Raw genomic sequence first — 15,848 nt, 5'->3', positions numbered from 1 at the left:
AAAGAAGGCCAGCGCGGCACCCGGCTGGTCGCGGCAGAAACGCTCGCCCTGCTCCAGCGCCCGCAGCAGCCGCACCATGGTGCCGGGACGCTGGTGGATGTACGGCGCCAGCGCCACCATGTTGTAGATGCTCTCGTAGATGTCGGCCCCGCCGAAGCGGATGCCGTTGCCGCCCAGGCTTTCGGCGGCCGCGCCCAGGAACGGGTCCCAGCCGGCGACCGCGTCCACCTTGCCGTCGGTGACGGCCTGCTGCAGGGCGTCGGGCGGGTAGTTCACCAGCTGCACGTCGCGGGTGTCGAGCCGCTGGCGGTTGAGGAACACCTCCAGCGTGAAGTGGCCCGAGGTGCTGAGCGTGACGCCGATGCGCTTGCCCTTGAGGTCGGCCGGCCTGGCGATGCCGCGGTCGCGCCGCGCCACCAGACCGTGGTCGCGGCCGGTGCGGAAGATGGTGCTGACCACCTGGATCGGCGTGCCCTCCATGGCGAAGAACATGATGGGGATGTCGGCCACGGTGGCCATGTCGGCCCGGTGCGAGGTCACCGCCAGCAGCGCCTCGCGGCCGCTGGTGTAGGGCTGCAGCCGCACCGCCAGCCGCTGGCCGGCGAAATAGCCCTTGGCCTGGGCCGCCATCACCGGACAGGCGCCCACGTACTCGGTGTTGGTGGCGATGACGATGGCCTCGGGCGCGGCTGGCGGCGCCGGCGGCGCGCGCAACGCCAGCCACAGCGCCGCGCCGGCCAGCGCCACCGCCAGCGCGGCGGCGGCCGGCCACATGGCTCGCAGGGTATAGCGCTTCATGGTTGCTCCCGGATCGCGCGGATCGGCTTCAGGTTCAGGTGGGGGTGCAGGCGGTCTCCCGGCATGGGTTCAGCCGACGTGCTGGGTGGCGCCGCGCACGCCGGCCGGCGCCGCGGCGGCGCTGTGCAGCGGCAGCTCGATGCGGAAGGTGCTGCCCTCGCCCGGCTTGCTCTCGACGCTGATGCGCCCGCGCATGGCCTCGACCAGGCGCCTGGTGATGGTCAGGCCCAGGCCGGTGCCCTCCTCGCCCTCCTCGTCGCGCCCGGCGCGGCCGAACGGCAGGAAGATGGTCTCCAGCTGCGCCGCGTCCAGGCCGACGCCGCTGTCGCTGACGGCGATGCTGCCGTAGCCGGGCCCGACGGCGCAGTGCACCGTGACGCTGCCGTGCACATGGTTGTACTTGATCGCGTTGGAAAACAGGTTGACCAGCACCTGCTTGAGCCGCATGCGGTCGGCGCACAGCTCGAGCCGGCAATCGGCCGGCGTCATCAGCGCCACCATGCGCCGCTCGGCCAGCGGCGCGACGATGGCCACCACCTCGCGCAGCACCTCCTCCAGCATCACCGGCCCCAGCACCAGCGACACCTTGCCGGCCTCGATCTTGGACAGGTCGAGGATCTCGTTGACCAGCGACAGCAGGTGCTTGCCGGACGAGACGATGTTCTGCGAGAAGCGCTGGCGCTCGCCCTCGCCCTTGGGGAAGCGGTCGCTGGCGAGGATCTGGGCGAAGCCGAGGATGCTGTTGAGCGGCGTGCGCAGCTCGTGGCTCATGTTCGACAGGAAGGCCGACTTTTCCTCGTTGGTGCGCTCGGCCTCGCGGCGCGCCGCGTCCAGCACCTGGTTGAGCCGGCCCAGCTCGTCGACCCGCTCGCGCAGCGCCGCCTCCAGCTGCAGGTTGTGCAGGCGCAGCCGGCGCGACTCCAGCGCCCGCGTCAGCACCGGCAGCAAGGTGGCGGCCTTGAACGGCTTGATGATGTAGTCGAAGGCGCCGATCTTCATCGCCTTGACGGCGGTGTCGACCGTGCCGGCGCCGGTCATGATGATGCAGGCGATGGCCGGATCGAGCGCCTTGGCCGCCTCGATCAGCGCCAGCCCGTCCATGCCGGGCATGTTCATGTCGGTCAGCAGCAGGTCGCAGGCGTGGCCGCGCAGGTGGGCCAGCGCCGTCTCGCCGGTGGGAAAGCCGACCGCGTCCAGCTGGTGCTGGCCCAGGATGTCGCACAAGGCTTTCAGATGGGCAGCCTGATCGTCCACGACCACGATCCGCGAACGAGGGACTAGCTCGGACATACCGCCTCCTGATACCATTGTTGGCTCCAACAATTATGCCTAGTTTACCGGACGGAAAACTCACCAATACTATCCGTCCGGCGCGCCTTCCGGCGCACGCGGCGCCGTTTTGCCGAACATCATTTTCTGATACCGGAAGGCATCCCGAATATTCTCCCGCAACACCACGTCGTCCCACGGCTTGGTGTAGAAGCGGTAGATCTCGCCGCGGTTGATGGCGCTCAGCACGGCCTCCAGCTCGGTGTAGCCGGACAGGATGATGCGGATGGTCTCCGGGTACATGTCCTTGACGCGGCTGAGGAACTCGGTGCCGTTCATGCCGGGCATGCGCTGGTCGCTGACCACCACCTGCACCGCGTGGCTGGCCAGCAGGTCGAAGCCCTCCTCGGCGGTGTTGGCGCGCAGGATGCGGTAGCCGTCCGGGCGCAGCAGGCGGGTCAGCGCGTTGCGGATGCTGGGCTCGTCGTCCAGCAGCAGCAGGGTCCGCTGGTCGGCGGACGCCTCGCCGGGCGCCGGCGGCAGGCCGCGCTCCGAGCGCAGCAGCTCGGCGAAGTCGTCCGCCGGCAGCGGCTTGCTGAACAGGTAGCCCTGCATGTCGTCGCACTGGTGGCGCCGCAGGTAGGCCAGCTGGGCCTCGGTCTCCACGCCCTCGGCGATGACCTTGAAGCCCAGGCTCTGGCCCAGCGCGATCACCGAGCGCACGATGGCCGCCACCTTGGGCTCGGTGAGCATCTCGCGCACGAAGGACTGGTCGATTTTTAAATAGTCGACCGGGAACAGCTTGAGGTAGGCCAGGCTGGAATAGCCGGTGCCGAAGTCGTCGATCGACAGCGCGATGCCCATCCGCTTGAGCTCCGTGACCACCGCCACCGCGCCGTCGACGTTGTGCATCACCAGGCTCTCGGTCAGTTCCAGCTCCAGGTAGCGCGGGTCGAGGCCGCTGTCGGACAGCGCGGCCTGCACCTCGCGGCTCAGGTTGGGGTCGCGGAACTGGCGCGCCGAGACGTTGACCGCCACCCGCAGCGGCGTCAGCCCGGCCTGCTGCCACGCCATGTTCTGGAAGCAGGCGGTGCGCGTGACCCAGCGGCCGATCTCGACGATGAGCCCGGTCTCCTCGGCCACGCCGACGAAGCGCGCCGGCGACACCATGCCCAGCGTCGGATGCTGCCAGCGCAGCAGCGCCTCCATGCCGACCACGGCGCCGGTGCGCAGGTCGACCTTGGGCTGGTAGTGCAGGCGCAGCTGGTCGCGCGCCAGCGCGTGGCGCAGCTCGGCCTCGATCATGGTGCGCTCGGCGATGCGGCTGTGCATGGCCGCCTCGTAGAACTGCAGCTGGTTGCGCCCGCTTTCCTTGGCGCGGTACATGGCGATGTCGGCGTGCTTGAGCAGCTGCTGCGGCTCGCCGCCGTCGGTCGGGAACACGCTCACGCCCATGCTGCAGGTGACGGTCAGCGCCTGGCCGGCCACGGTCAGCGGCGCGGCCACGCTGTCCTGCACCCGCTGCAGCACGGCGGCGGCCGGCGACTCCGGGGTGTCCGACAGCAGCAGCAGGAACTCGTCGCCGCCGAGCCGGGCCACGGTGTCGCTGTCGCCCACGCAGGCGCGCAGCCGCGCGCCGACCGCGCACAGCAGCTCGTCGCCGGCCAGGTGGCCCAGGCTGTCGTTGACCAGCTTGAAGTTGTCCAGGTCGATGAACACCACCCACAGCGGATGGCCGTAGCGCTCGGCGTAGCCGATGGCCTGGGCCATGCGGTCGCCGAACAGCGCGCGGTTCGGCAGGCCGGTCAGCGGGTCGTGGTTGGCCTGGTGCTCCAGCTGCTGCTGGTAGGTGATCGACTCGGTCATGTCGGTCAGCACGCACACGTGGTGGCTGGGCAGGCCGTCGGCGGCCGGCACCGGCGCCACGTGCAGGCGGGCCCACATCAGGTAGCCGTCGCGGTGGGCGATGCGCAGCGTGATGGTCAGCTCGTGCACGCCGCCGAGCGCCTCGTGCAGCGCGGCGCGGTCGCCGTCGTGCTGCTCGAGCAGCATGTCGAGCTGGCGCCCCGCCGCCTCGGCCTCGGTGTAGCCGAACAGGCGGGTGAAGGCCGGGTTGGTGTACTCGATCAGCTCGCCGCCGGGGCCGTGCGCGGTGATCACCACCGCGTTGTCGCTGGCCTCGAGCGCGCGCCCGCGCAGGCGCAGGGCCTGCTCGGCCTCCTTGCGGGCGGTGATGTCCTCGATCGTGCCCACCACGCCGATGATGCCGCCGCGCTGGTCGTGGAACGGCAGCTTGTTGATCAGGTACCAGTGCACGCGGCCGTCCTCGCGCGGCATCTGTTCCTCCGCGTCGAGGCGGGCCCGGCCGGTGGCGACGATGTCGCGGTCGTCGGCGCGGATGCGGACCGCGTTGTGGCGCCAGGGGAAGTCGTCGTCGGTCTTGCCGGCCACCTCGTCCACCGTCGCCAGCCCGGCCGCGGCGGCGAACACGGTGTTGCAGCCGCAGTACTTGCCGTCCAGGTCCTTCCAGAAGATTTGATGTGGGATGTGGTCGATCACCAGCTGCTTGAGCTCGCGCGAGGCGTACAGCTCGGCCTCCATGCGCAGCTGCTCGGTGACGTCGTGCGACATCACGAAGCGCGCCGCCCGGCCGGCCACGGTCAGCGAGTGCGACGAGATCTGCACGTCGATGCGCGCGCCGTCGCGCTTGACGTGGGTCCACACGCCGGCCAGCTCGGCGCCCCGGCGCGGCGCGGCGGCCAGGTTGCGCTCCAGCGCGGCCAGCTGCTCGGACGGGCGGATGTCCTTGATGGTCATCTGCAGGAACTCGGCCTCGCTGTAGCCGTAGTGCGCCACGGCGGCGGCGTTGACCATCAGGAAGCGCAGCGTCTGCAGGTCGTAGATCCACATCGGCTGCGGATGGTGCTCGAACAGGCGCTTGAAGCGCAGCAGCGATTCGTAAACGTCGTAGTCGTTGAGGTCGTAGGCCAGGCACAGGTAGCGCGCCGGCCGCTGCTCGCTTGCGGGTTGCAACTCGATCGATTGCGTCACCGGATGGAAGGCGCCGTCGGCGCCCAGCAGTTCCAGTTCGCCGTGCCAGTAGCCGGTCTGGCGGGCGGCCACCAGCGCCGCGTCCTGCAGCAGCTGCGCGGCCCAGTCGGTGTACAGCCGCGCCACCGGCTCGCCCAGGCGATACGCGCCCAGGCGCTGGCGTCCATACAGGTTCAGCGCCGACACCCGGCCGTCCATGCCGACCGTGAAGACGAAGTACGGGCAGTGATCGTACGGCGTCTGCGGATCGCCGCCGTCGACGTCCGCCCGCTCGCCGCTGGCCACGGGCACCGGCTGATCCGCTATCAAGGCTGGACTTGGATCGATTTGCATAGGACAGAGTGGCGCCGCGGCGCGTTGGGAACACTGTGCTTTCATCTTAACAGAAGCAAACAACGCGCAGTGTTCCGTAACGCCCGCCTGTGGCGCGCCGCTTACTGCGCGCGGTCGTACGCGAACTGGATGCCGGCCGTGCCGCCGGTCGACACGAACAGGTCGATGAAGGCTGGCACAGTGGCGCTGCGCTGCCAGTCGCGCTGCAGCTCGCAGAACAGCTGCACCGTGCTGATCATCCTGCCGCCGGCCTGCTCGATGCGGCGCAGCGCCATCTCGTGCGCGGCCGCCGAGGTGCCGCCGACCGCGTCGGCCACCACATAAACCTCGTAGCCGGCCGCCAGCGCGTCGAGCGCCGGGAAGGTCAGGCAGGCCTCGGTCCACAGCGCGGTCATGATCAGCTTCCTGCGGCCGGTCGCCTCCACCGCCTGGCGGAACTCGACGTCCTCCCACGAGTTGATGGTGGTGCGGTCGACGGTCGCGTGGCCGTCCAGCACCTGGCGCAGCTGCGGGATGGGCGGCTGGTTCAGGCCGGTCTTGACGTTGACGGTCGAGTGGACGATGGGCAGGCCGTACACCACGGCGGCCTTGGACACGCCGACGATATTGTTGATCAGCAGTTGGCGGTCCATCGAGGCGATCGAGTTCACCTGCACCGGCTGATAGTCGATGACGATCAGCGCGCTGTTCTGGGGCGTGAGCAGATGGTCGCCGGCGGGATTGCGGATGGTTTCGCTGGTCATGATGAGTCCTTGAATGGTTGGAAAGGCAACGATGATAGGGCCGCCGTAGCGTTGGCGAAAGTGACATAAAATGCCGTCAGTGTTCCTTATTTGAAACAACGATGGATTTAAACGATATTTTCTATTTCGTGAAGGTGGTCGAGCACGGCGGCTTCACGCAGGCCGGGCGCGCGCTGAACATGCCCAAGTCCAAGCTCAGCCGCCGGATCGCCGCGCTGGAGGCGGCGCACGACGTGCGCCTGCTGCAGCGGACCACGCGCCACTTCTCGGTCACCGCGCTGGGCCAGCAGTTCTACGAGCGCTGCGTCGGCGTGCTGGTGCAGGCCGACGCAGCGCGCGAGGTGATGCAGCGCGAGCACGCCGAGCCGCAGGGCGTGATCCGCATGAGCTGCCCCACCGCGCTGCTGGACTACCGCGTCGGCGAGCTGGTGGCGCGCTTCATGGCCGCGTATCCCAGGGTGCAGGTGCACCTGGACGCCACCAACCGCCGCGTCGACGTGCTCGGCGAGGGCTTCGACCTGGCCCTGCGGGTGCGCTTTCCGCCGCTGGAGAACACCGATCTGGTGATGCGGGTGCTGTCGGCCAGCCCGCAGCGGCTGGTGGCCAGCCCCGCGCTGCTGGCGCGCCACGCCGCGCCGCTGCGGCCGTCCGAGCTGTCCGGCCTGCCCAGCCTGGACTGGGGCCCGGTGCGCGACCACGCGTGGCAGATGCTCGGCCCGGAGGACGCGGAAGCGCAGGTGCGGCACCAGCCGCGCTACATCACCGACGACATGACGGCGCTGCGCCAGGCCGCGCTGGGCGGCACCGGCATCGTGCAGTTGCCGCACATGGTGGTGGAGGACGATCTGCAACGAGGTGCGCTGGTCGACGTGCTGCCGGGCTGGGCGCCCAAGGGCGGCATCATCCACGCGGTGTTCCCGTCGCGCCGGGGCCTGCTGCCCGGCGTCCGGCTGCTGATCGACTTCCTCGCAGAGCACATCAGGAAGGAATGAGCGGAGCGCCTGCGTGATTGCCACCGTATTGCAATGGGACTAAACTGGGCCGGCCGGCGCCCACGCCGGACAGCGAACAATCGGCCGAGGAACCGGGTCCATGCAAAACGTCCACTATCACTTCCGCTTCGCCGACGGCCACAGCGCCAGTTGCGCGGTGACGGCCGACGCCACGGAGACGCCGGCCGACCTGCCGGACTGGACCGCGCTGGAACGCCAGCAGTGCCCCAACTGTCCGCTGCGGCCCGCCAGCTCGCCGCACTGCCCGATGGCCGTGCGCTTCGTGCCGCTGGTCGCCATCATGGGCAAGCTGCGCTCCTACGACCAGGTCGAGGTGCGGGTCGACACGCCCGAGCGCAGCGTCAGCAAGCTCACCACCGTGCAGCGCGGCGTGGGCGCGTTGATGGGACTGCTGGCCGCCAGCAGCGCCTGCCCGCACACGGCCTTTCTGCGGCCCATGGCGCATTTCCACCTGCCCTTCGCCACCGAGGAGGAGACCATCTACCGCGCGGCCTCGACCTATCTGCTGGCGCAATACTTCCTGTCGCGCCAGGGCGGCGCGCCGGACTGGGAGCTGCACGGATTGAAGGCCAGCTACCAGGCGCTGCAAAGCGTCAACGCCGCCATGGCCGGGCGCCTGCGGCAGGCGGTGGACGAGGACGGCGCCATCAACGGCCTGATCATCCTCGACCTGCTGGCCAAGGCCCTGCCCTACTCCATCGACGACAAGCTCGACGACATCAAGGGTGCCTTCCCGACCGGCCCCGGCGTGGGGTGAGCGCACGTTCCACGTCCCGCGCCAGGACCGGGACGCGATGCCCGCGACGCTTCAGCGCACGTCCAGCAGCTCGACGTCGAAGATCAGCGTGGCGTTGGGCGGGATCGGGCCCGCGCCGTTTTCGCCGTAGCCCATGCTGGCCGGCACGATCAGCGTGCGCTTGCCGCCGACCTTCATGCCCTGCACGCCCTCGTCCCAGCCCGGGATGACGCGGCCGCCGCCCAGCGGGAAGCTGAAGGCCTCGCGGCCGATCGAGGAATCGAACTGCGCGCCGTGCTGCAAGGGCGAATTCGGCTCGTACAGCCAGCCGGTGTAGTTGACCACGGCGGTCACGCCGGCCACCGCTTCCTTGCCGGTGCCGGCCACGGTGTCGATCTTTTGCAGCGGCGTGGCGTTGGCGGCGGCGGTGGCGGGAACGGGCGGCTTGGCGCGGTCGCAACCGGCCACGGCCAGGGTCAGGGTGACGCCGATAACGCAGGAGGAGAGCAATTGTTTCATCATGTTTTTTTGTGGACGGCGGCGCCACGGCGAAACGGGCGACCACCGCCATCTTCCTTATAAATCAACGGGTTAGAAGTATACCACAGGCCCCGCTCAGGCAAGCGCCGGCAGCTGTTCCACCAGCGCGTCCACCGCCAGGCGCAGGCGCAGCGACATGTGCGGCGTGGCGGGCCACACGGCATGACAGTCCATGGTCGCGCCGGGCTGGTCGTCCATGACGCCGGCCAGCGCCCCGCTCCGCAGCCGGTCGCGCACCAGCCACTCCGGCAGCCATGCCAGGCCCAGGCCGGCAACGGCGGCGTCGGCGATCGCTTCCAGATCGTCGAGCTGCAGCCGCGACGTCAGCGGCAGGTCCACGATCCGCCCCGCCGCGTCCGGCAACTGCCAGGTGTTGACGCGGTCGGCGCGGCGGTAGATCAGGATGCTGTGCGCGGCCAGTTCGGCGCTCAGGCGCGGCTGTCCATGGGTGGCGAGGTAGCCCGGCGAGGCGCACACGCGCTTGCGCAGCACCGCCAGCTTGCGCGCGCGCAGCCCCTCGCTCTCGGCGCCCAGTACGCCGCAGCGGATGGCGAGGTCGAAGCCTTCCGCCAGCACGTCGACCGGACGGTCGCTGAAACTCAGCTGCAGCTCCAGCGACGGATGCCGCCGCGCCAGCTCCAGCAGGACGGGGGCGACGCAGTGGCGGCCAAACAGCACCGGCATGGACACCCGCAGGCGCCCCGCCACCTCGTGCCGGCCGGACGCCATCTGCGCCTCGGCCGCCTGCAGCTCGGCCTGCGCGCGCAGGCAGTGTTCGTAGTAGATCTGGCCGTCGTCGGTCAGGCTCTGCACCCGCGTGGTGCGATGGAACAGGCGCGTGGCCAGCCGCGCCTCCAGCCGCGCCATGGCCTTGCCGACCGCCGAGCGGGTCAGGCCTAGGTGTTCGGCCGCGCGCGCGAAGCCGCCCAGCCGCACCACCTCCACGAACACGGTCACGCCATCGAACCTTTCCTGGCGGTCCGGCGCGCCGGCGGCGCGAAACATTGACGAATTCGGCTCTTCCGACATGGGAATATCTTTCTACATTGACGAGTATTTTTCTACTTTAACATGCCAATGGTGCGCCCAAGGTGAATTTTGGGCGACAACCAGACGGAAAAATTCAACATAAGGAAACTCCCATGAAACTGCTTTGCCTCGACATCCCCCAGCCCGGCGCCACCCTGGACCAATACCATCCGCACCTGCAGGCCGAAGCCCGCCACGGCTGGCAGCTCTACAAGAACGGCATCGTGCGCGACATCTATTTCCGCCAGGACCGCCCCGGCGTCGCCATCATCGCCGAGGCCGAATCGGTGGAGGCCGCCCAAAAGGCGCTGGCCGAATTCCCGCTCGCCAAGGCCGGCCTGATCGACTGGCAAGTGATCCCGCTCGGCCCGTTCCTGAACTGGGAAATGCTGTTCGCGCCGGCCTGATCGCCAAGATCAAGCCTGTGACGCCCCCCCATTTATTCAAGAGGAATATCCCCCATGCCCAAGCAAGCATCTGAACTCAAACCCATCCTGTTCGTCGTCTCCAGCAACGCGGTCAAGGGAGCGACCGGCATCCCCACCGGCTACAACCTGGCGGAAGTGACCCACCCGCTGGAAAAGCTGCAGGCGGCCGGCATCCGCGTCGAATTCGCCTCGCCGCTGGGCGGCGACGCCCCGCTGGACGGCCTGGAGGACATGAACGATCCGGTCATCGCCCGCTACTGGGCCGACACCGGCTTCCGCCATGCCATTTCCCACACGCTGCGCCTGGACGACGTCGATCCCGCGCGCTATGCGGCGATCTTCTTTGCCGGCGGCCACGGCACGATGTGGGACTTCCCCGACAACCTGGCCGCGCAAAAGGCGATCCGCGAGATCGACGCGGCCGGCGGCATCGTCTCGGCGGTGTGCCACGGCCCGGCCGCGCTGGTCAACGCCCGCCGCGCCGACGGCAGCCTGCTGGTGGCCGGCAAGAAGCTCGCGGCCTTCACCAACGGCGAGGAAGAGGAAGTGCAGTCCACCCATGTGGTGCCGTTCCTGCTGGCGTCGGCGCTGATCGAGCGCGGCGCGCTGCACCAGGGCGCGGCCAACTGGGCCGACAACGTGGTGGTCGACGGCCGCCTCATCACCGGACAGAATCCGCAGTCCGCCGCCCGCCTGGGCGAGGCGCTGCGCGACGCGCTGCTGGCCTGATCCTCGGCACGGCACCATGAAACTGATCTGTGTTGAAGAGCATGTGCTCGACGCCGCCACCGGCGCGGCCAGCCAGGGCCTGGCCCGCGCCGAGGCGCCCTACCTGTCCGACTGGGGCAGCCGCGTGGTCGACGGCCGGCGCGTGGCCGACGCCACCCGGCCGCACGTGGTGGCCCCGGCCGAATCGGCCCGCAAGGCGCTGGACATGGGCGCGCCACGCCTGGCCGACATGGACGCGGCCGGCATCGACATGCAGGTGCTGTCCTACGGCGGCTTCGCGCAGCTGCTGGCGGCGGCGCAGGCGATCGACCTGTGCCGCGCCGCCAACGACAAGCTGGCGCTGGCGGCGCAGGCCCATCCGGCGCGCTTCAGCGGCTTCGCCACGCTGCCGTGGCAGGCGCCCGAGGCGGCCGCGCGCGAACTGGAGCGCGCCGTCAAGGCGCTGGGGCTCAAAGGCGCGCTGATCAACGGGCGTCCCGGCGCGACCTTCCTGGACGACCCGCGCTACGCGCCCGTGTTGGCCGCCTTCGACGCGCTGGAGGTGCCCTTGTACGTCCACCCCGGGCTGCCGCTGGCGGCCGTGCAGGCGCCCTACTACGGCGGCTTCGACCGGGAGCTGAGCGCGCGGCTGTCCATGTTCGGCTGGGGCTGGCACAACGAGGCCGGCATCCAGGTCGTGCGCATGCTGCTGGCCGGCCTGTTCGACCGCTACCCGCGCCTGCAAATCATCAGCGGCCATTGGGGCGAGATGGTGCCGTTCTTCCTGCAACGGCTCGAGGATGCGATTCCGCAGGAGGCGTCCGGCCTGCGGCGGCCCATCGTGCAGACCTACCGCGAGCACGTGTACGTCTCGCCCAGCGGCATGCTCACGCTGCCGCACTTCCAGTTCATCCACGCGCTGATGGGGGCGGAACGCATCCTGTACTCCATCGACTATCCGTACCAGAGCCTGGACGGCGCGCGCGCCTTCATCGAGCGCCTGCCGGTCAGTGAGGCCGACAAGGCGCTGATCGCGCACGCGAACGCCGAGCGGCTGCTGGGTTTGTGATTTGACTTAACCAAGGAAAACTCATGATGCAATCTATCGACAACAAGGTGGTGGTGATCACCGGCGGCAGCAGTGGCCTGGGCGCGGAAACGGCGCGCCACCTGGTGCGCGCCGGCGCCAGGGTGGTGCTGGGCGCGCGCAGGCTGGACCGGCTGCGGGCGCTGGCGAGCGAACTGGCGCTGGGCCCCGAGAGCTTCATGCAGACCGACGTGACGGACCCGGCGCAGGTGCAGGCGCTGGTGGCGCGCGCCATCGACACCTACGGACGCATCGACGTGCTGCTCAATAACGCCGGCGTCATGCCGCTGTCGCCGCTGGAGATGCTGCGGCTGGATGAATGGGAGCAGACGATCGACGTCAACATCAAGGGCGTGTTGTACGGCATCGCGGCCGCGCTGCCCCACATGAAGGCGCAAAAGAGCGGGCAGATCATCAACGTCTCGTCGGTGGCCGGCCATCTGGTCAGCGCGGGCGGCGTGGTGTACAGCGCCAGCAAGTTCGCGGTGCGCGCCATTTCCGAGGGTTTGCGCAAGGAGGTCAAGCCGTACAACATCCGCTCCACCATCCTCTCGCCGGGCGCGATCGATACGGAACTGCCCGCCACCACCAAGGCCGAAGGCATGACGCAGGCGATGCAGAGCTTCTACGAGCGCAACGCCATTCCCCCGAGCAGCTTCGCGCGCTGCGTGCTGTTCGCCATCGGCCAGCCGGAAGAGGTCGACATCAATGAAATCCTGTTCCGGCCGACGCGGCAGGAATTCTAAACGCCGCGCGGAATGCAAAAAGGGCAGCCACAGCGGCTGCCCTTCTTCATACTGGAGCGGGAGAAGAGTCTCGAACTCTCGACCTCAACCTTGGCAAGGTTGCGCTCTACCAACTGAGCTACTCCCGCTTGGAGTTCAAATTGTCTGGAGGCGAGGATCGGAGTCGAACCGACCTAGACGGCTTTGCAGGCCGCTGCATAACCGCTTTGCTACCTCGCCAGAGGAAACTTTTTACCAGGATGCACAGCGGGGTTACGCGCTGCGATCCGAAATTCTGGAGCGGGAGAAGAGTCTCGAACTCTCGACCTCAACCTTGGCAAGGTTGCGCTCTACCAACTGAGCTACTCCCGCATTGGAGTTACATTTTGTGCTGCGCCAGCCAACTTCCGGAGAAACTGGAGCGGGAGAAGAGTCTCGAACTCTCGACCTCAACCTTGGCAAGGTTGCGCTCTACCAACTGAGCTACTCCCGCATTGGAGTCCGACATTCTAGCAGCTGACAGCCATTAACGCCAGTGCTACTTGTTTTTGACAACTTGGAGCGGGAGAAGAGTCTCGAACTCTCGACCTCAACCTTGGCAAGGTTGCGCTCTACCAACTGAGCTACTCCCGCTTCGTCGTCATCAACAACAGGCCAGCATTATAGATGATCCATAGCATCTGTCAATGGCCCTGATGTCAATCTTATCGGTTCAGCTTTAAAAAGCCGGCGACCGGCCCTGGTCCGGCTGGCTGTAATCGCAGACACCGTGCGGGAAAATCCGCTGCAGCCGCGCCGCTTGCTGCGCGGTCCACGCCAGGCCGGCGGGATAGCTGCCGTCCCGCAGCGCCTGCGCGACCGGCTTCAGCGCGCACTTGAAGACGTCGCCCCTGATGGATTCCCCCGCCACCATGCGCGGGCTGGAAAACATGGGGAAGGCCCTGGAGCACGCCCCCGGCGGCCTGGCGTCCAGGATGCCGTCCCAAACGGATGGCCCGGCGGCGATGACGGCGCCGCCGGTATCGATGCAGCGGTCGGTGAATTCGGCCGGCGCCGGGCCGCCGCTCAGCAGCCGGTCCATGACCGACAAGGCTTCCAGCACCCTGCCCTGCATGTCGGACTGGGAACGGGTGAACCAGATCACCTGGCGCCCGGCCTCGGCGCGGTTGGCGTGCAGCAGGCGGGCCCGCACCGAGAACGCCTGGCGCGCGTTGTGCATGTTCAGCTCCGGCTCCAGATAGGGCCGCAGATCGATCATCGGGATGCCGAGGCGCTGGCCGGTAAATACCTGGCCCGAGCTGTAGGCTTTGCGCATCGCCTCTACGCTGCCGCTGCGGCGCGGCGCCGGCGCGCCGTCCGGATCGCGGCAGGTGGCGCTGCGCAGCATGTTGCGGCTGTCGTAGGGGTCTTCCTTGCCCAGCCAATCCACGAAGTCGGCCTGCTCCTTCCAGCCACCCACGCAGGCGTTGAGGCGCAGGAATTCGTCGATGCCGATGCTGCCCTGCTCCAGCGCTTTCAGGCCGTACTGCACGCCCTCGTTGTCGATGGAGACGGGCGCGTAGCCTTGGCTGTCGGTGCCGTAGATGTCCGCCAGGTCGTTCCAGTGCGTCCACTTGACCTGGTCGAACACACCGGCGGGATAGCGATAGAAGGTCGCGGCGATGTCATACCCCTCATGCTTGTAGCGTGGGTTCAGCACCGTCACGATCGCCATCTTCCAGCCGTTGATGCACTCGGTCGATCCGGCGCCGCCGGTCCAGGCGTGGCGTGCGGTGTCGCTGGCGTTCATGCCTTCGATGGCGATCTGGTTGGTCCACCTGGCCCACGGCGACGCCGGATCCAGCGCCACCTCGTCCTTGAAGTATTGGCTCAGCAGCGGGCAATCCGAGATCGGCATGGTCTGCGTGATCATGTCCGGATACGATTGCAGCGGGATGCCGCCGTCCAGCAGGCCGGGATGGTTTTGCGCGAACAGGTACTGCTGCACCGCTCCGCCCGATCCACCCAGGCCGATGGTGAACAGTGGCGCGCCATAGGCCTCGACAAAGCGGGCCTTGGTCAGCATGGCGGTCTGCCCGGCCAGGCGCATGTTGTAATGGACGCCGGCTTCATTGCCGGACGAGCTGACGATGGCGTAGCCCTGCTCCAGCAAGGGAATCATCAATTGGCGCTCGTTGCCGCTCAAGCCTCCGGACTTGAACCACAGCGGCAAGCCTTGATGATGGCCGATGCCGACACCGCCGCCGAACCAGTACACCAGCTTGCGGTTCCAGGCCGCCGGCTCGGGCTTGGGCCCCGGCGCCAGCATGGCGATGGTGTAGATGAAGCGGTTGATGGTGCCGACCTCCACCCGCACCACGAAGGGTACTGCCGCGCCGTTGCGCTGGATGGTCTTCAAGTCGGCTGGAGGCGCCGTGTAGCCGGTGGCGGGATCGAAGGGTTTGAAGTTGCCGCCGGCGAGGTAGAAGTACTGGACCCGCGTCGCGATGGCGCAATTGCGGCTGTAGCCGACGATGGCGCCGCTGCCTTCGTCGATCACCGGATGGCCGACGCCGTCCTGGTTGTCGACGCTGGGCTGGCCCAGGCCGGCTTCCTGCGTGCGGCAGACGAAAGGTTGTTGCTGCGCCTGCGCCGCCAGGCAGATTGCGGTTGCCGCGCAAGCGGCCAGGAATCTCCAAAGCGCCATGGCGTGTGCTCCCGATCTGATGAGGTGGGCTTCACCAGATCATAGCACTTTGCCATTAGCTAAGCGTGCCGGACTTTTCCTTGATCAGCGGCCAGGCCAGGCGCAGGTAGTAGAACATCGACCACACCGTCAGCACGGCCGCCACTTCCAGCAGGCGCGAGCCCCAGAACTGGGTGTCGATGGCGCCCCACAGCACGTCATGGAACAGCAGCAGCGGGATGGCCATCATCTGGGCCGTGGTCTTGATCTTGCCCAGCGAGCTGACCGCCACCGATTTGGAGGCACCGATCTGCGCCATCCATTCGCGCAGCGCCGAGATGGCGATCTCGCGGCCGATGATGATGAACGACAGCACGGCGTTGGCGCGGTCCAGCTGCACCAGCACCAGCAAGGCCCCCGCCACCATCAGCTTGTCCGCGACCGGGTCGAGGAAGGCGCCGAAGGCCGAGGTCTGGTTCCAGCGGCGCGCGAGGAAACCGTCAAACCAGTCGGTGACGGCGGCGATGATGAACACCAGCGTGGCCGCCAGGTTCTGGTCCGCCACGGGCAGGACGTTGGTGGGCAGGTAGTAGACGCCCACCACCAGCGGAATCAGCGCAACGCGCAACCAGGTCAACAGTATCGGTATATTGAAGGGCATAAGCTCGGAAATTAGTGCGGCCGTGAAAATTGTTAATGCGCCGCTAGTCTACCTTGCCGACG

At 68.1% G+C, this 15,848-nt stretch carries 14 protein-coding genes and 5 tRNA genes; 6 read left to right on the top strand and 13 right to left on the bottom strand.

All coding sequences use genetic code 11. The annotated features are described in order from the left end of the window. The 4 genes from HUX88_RS30610 to HUX88_RS30595 form a co-directional block, all read right to left on the bottom strand. Window positions 1–798: ABC transporter substrate-binding protein (locus HUX88_RS30610; protein ID WP_176364207.1), on the bottom strand; the 798-nt coding region annotated here is incomplete at its 3' end. Window positions 799–867: 69 nt separating this feature from the next. After that, entirely contained in the window at window positions 868–2,088 is a 1,221-nt protein-coding gene (locus HUX88_RS30605) for an ATP-binding protein (RefSeq protein ID WP_176364206.1), read from the bottom strand. A gap of 69 nt (window positions 2,089–2,157) precedes the next feature. Then, a complete protein-coding gene (locus HUX88_RS30600; protein ID WP_229219620.1) occupies window positions 2,158–5,427 on the bottom strand; it encodes an EAL domain-containing protein in 3,270 nt (1,089 codons plus the stop codon). A 125-nt stretch (window positions 5,428–5,552) separates the two neighbouring features. Beyond that, a complete protein-coding gene (locus HUX88_RS30595) occupies window positions 5,553–6,194 on the bottom strand; it encodes a hydrolase (protein ID WP_117013726.1) in 642 nt (213 codons plus the stop codon). 101 nt (window positions 6,195–6,295) lie between these two features. On the opposite strand from HUX88_RS30595, the gene HUX88_RS30590 reads away from it, so the two are divergent. Together HUX88_RS30590 and HUX88_RS30585 are read left to right on the top strand one after the other, a co-directional pair. Beyond that, complete coding sequence (locus HUX88_RS30590; protein ID WP_117013725.1) at window positions 6,296–7,186, top strand: LysR substrate-binding domain-containing protein; 891 nt, start codon at window positions 6,296–6,298, stop codon at window positions 7,184–7,186. A gap of 100 nt (window positions 7,187–7,286) precedes the next feature. Next, window positions 7,287–7,964 carry a hypothetical protein gene (locus tag HUX88_RS30585; protein WP_176364204.1) on the top strand — a complete coding sequence of 226 codons (678 nt, stop codon included), beginning with the start codon at window positions 7,287–7,289 and terminating at the stop codon, window positions 7,962–7,964. Between the two features lie 51 nt (window positions 7,965–8,015). Here HUX88_RS30585 and HUX88_RS30580 read toward each other — a convergent pair whose 3' ends face one another. Both HUX88_RS30580 and HUX88_RS30575 read right to left on the bottom strand, forming a co-directional pair. Next, the gene (locus HUX88_RS30580; protein WP_117013837.1) at window positions 8,016–8,462 is read right to left on the bottom strand and encodes an FKBP-type peptidyl-prolyl cis-trans isomerase; all 447 of its coding nucleotides are present in this window, start codon (window positions 8,460–8,462) and stop codon (window positions 8,016–8,018) included. A 96-nt stretch (window positions 8,463–8,558) separates the two neighbouring features. Continuing rightward, window positions 8,559–9,488 (bottom strand): LysR family transcriptional regulator, encoded by a 930-nt coding sequence (locus HUX88_RS30575; RefSeq protein ID WP_229219619.1) that lies wholly within the window; start codon window positions 9,486–9,488, stop codon window positions 8,559–8,561. Window positions 9,489–9,625: 137 nt separating this feature from the next. On the opposite strand from HUX88_RS30575, the gene HUX88_RS30570 reads away from it, so the two are divergent. Genes HUX88_RS30570 through HUX88_RS30555 form a run of 4 tightly spaced genes read left to right on the top strand, consistent with a single transcriptional unit; the run spans window position 9,626 to window position 12,481 of the window. Next, window positions 9,626–9,919: a superoxide dismutase gene (locus HUX88_RS30570; protein ID WP_176364202.1), complete on the top strand. Its 294-nt coding sequence runs from the start codon at window positions 9,626–9,628 to the stop codon at window positions 9,917–9,919. Window positions 9,920–9,973: 54 nt separating this feature from the next. Further along, window positions 9,974–10,669: a type 1 glutamine amidotransferase domain-containing protein gene (locus tag HUX88_RS30565; RefSeq protein ID WP_176364201.1), complete on the top strand. Its 696-nt coding sequence runs from the start codon at window positions 9,974–9,976 to the stop codon at window positions 10,667–10,669. A gap of 16 nt (window positions 10,670–10,685) precedes the next feature. Further along, on the top strand, window positions 10,686–11,717 hold the full coding sequence (locus HUX88_RS30560; RefSeq protein WP_176364200.1) for an amidohydrolase family protein: 1,032 nt from the start codon (window positions 10,686–10,688) through the stop codon (window positions 11,715–11,717). Between the two features lie 23 nt (window positions 11,718–11,740). Next, window positions 11,741–12,481: an SDR family oxidoreductase gene (locus HUX88_RS30555; protein WP_117013719.1), complete on the top strand. Its 741-nt coding sequence runs from the start codon at window positions 11,741–11,743 to the stop codon at window positions 12,479–12,481. Window positions 12,482–12,533: 52 nt separating this feature from the next. On the opposite strand, the gene HUX88_RS30550 is transcribed toward HUX88_RS30555, so the two are convergent. The 7 genes from HUX88_RS30550 to pgsA all read right to left on the bottom strand — a co-directional run bounded on the left by HUX88_RS30550 (window position 12,534) and on the right by pgsA (window position 15,786). Continuing rightward, a tRNA-Gly gene (locus HUX88_RS30550) sits at window positions 12,534–12,609 on the bottom strand. A gap of 17 nt (window positions 12,610–12,626) precedes the next feature. After that, window positions 12,627–12,700 (bottom strand) — tRNA-Cys (locus HUX88_RS30545). A 56-nt stretch (window positions 12,701–12,756) separates the two neighbouring features. Continuing rightward, a tRNA-Gly gene (locus HUX88_RS30540) sits at window positions 12,757–12,832 on the bottom strand. A gap of 45 nt (window positions 12,833–12,877) precedes the next feature. After that, a tRNA-Gly gene (locus HUX88_RS30535) sits at window positions 12,878–12,953 on the bottom strand. 64 nt (window positions 12,954–13,017) lie between these two features. Next, window positions 13,018–13,093, bottom strand: a tRNA-Gly gene (locus HUX88_RS30530). Window positions 13,094–13,178: 85 nt separating this feature from the next. Continuing rightward, entirely contained in the window at window positions 13,179–15,146 is a 1,968-nt protein-coding gene (locus HUX88_RS30525; RefSeq protein WP_176364199.1) for a DUF6351 family protein, read from the bottom strand. A 55-nt stretch (window positions 15,147–15,201) separates the two neighbouring features. Further along, entirely contained in the window at window positions 15,202–15,786 is a 585-nt protein-coding gene (gene pgsA, locus HUX88_RS30520) for a CDP-diacylglycerol--glycerol-3-phosphate 3-phosphatidyltransferase (protein ID WP_176364198.1), read from the bottom strand. Between the last annotated feature and the right edge of the window lie 62 nt (window positions 15,787–15,848).

Source organism: Duganella sp. BJB1802 (genome assembly GCF_013369445.1).
Classification (GTDB): Bacteria; Pseudomonadota; Gammaproteobacteria; order Burkholderiales; family Burkholderiaceae_D; genus Rugamonas; species Rugamonas vulcania_A.
Note: the sequence above shows the minus strand (reverse complement) of the source record. Positions and strands in the feature narration are given on the sequence as shown.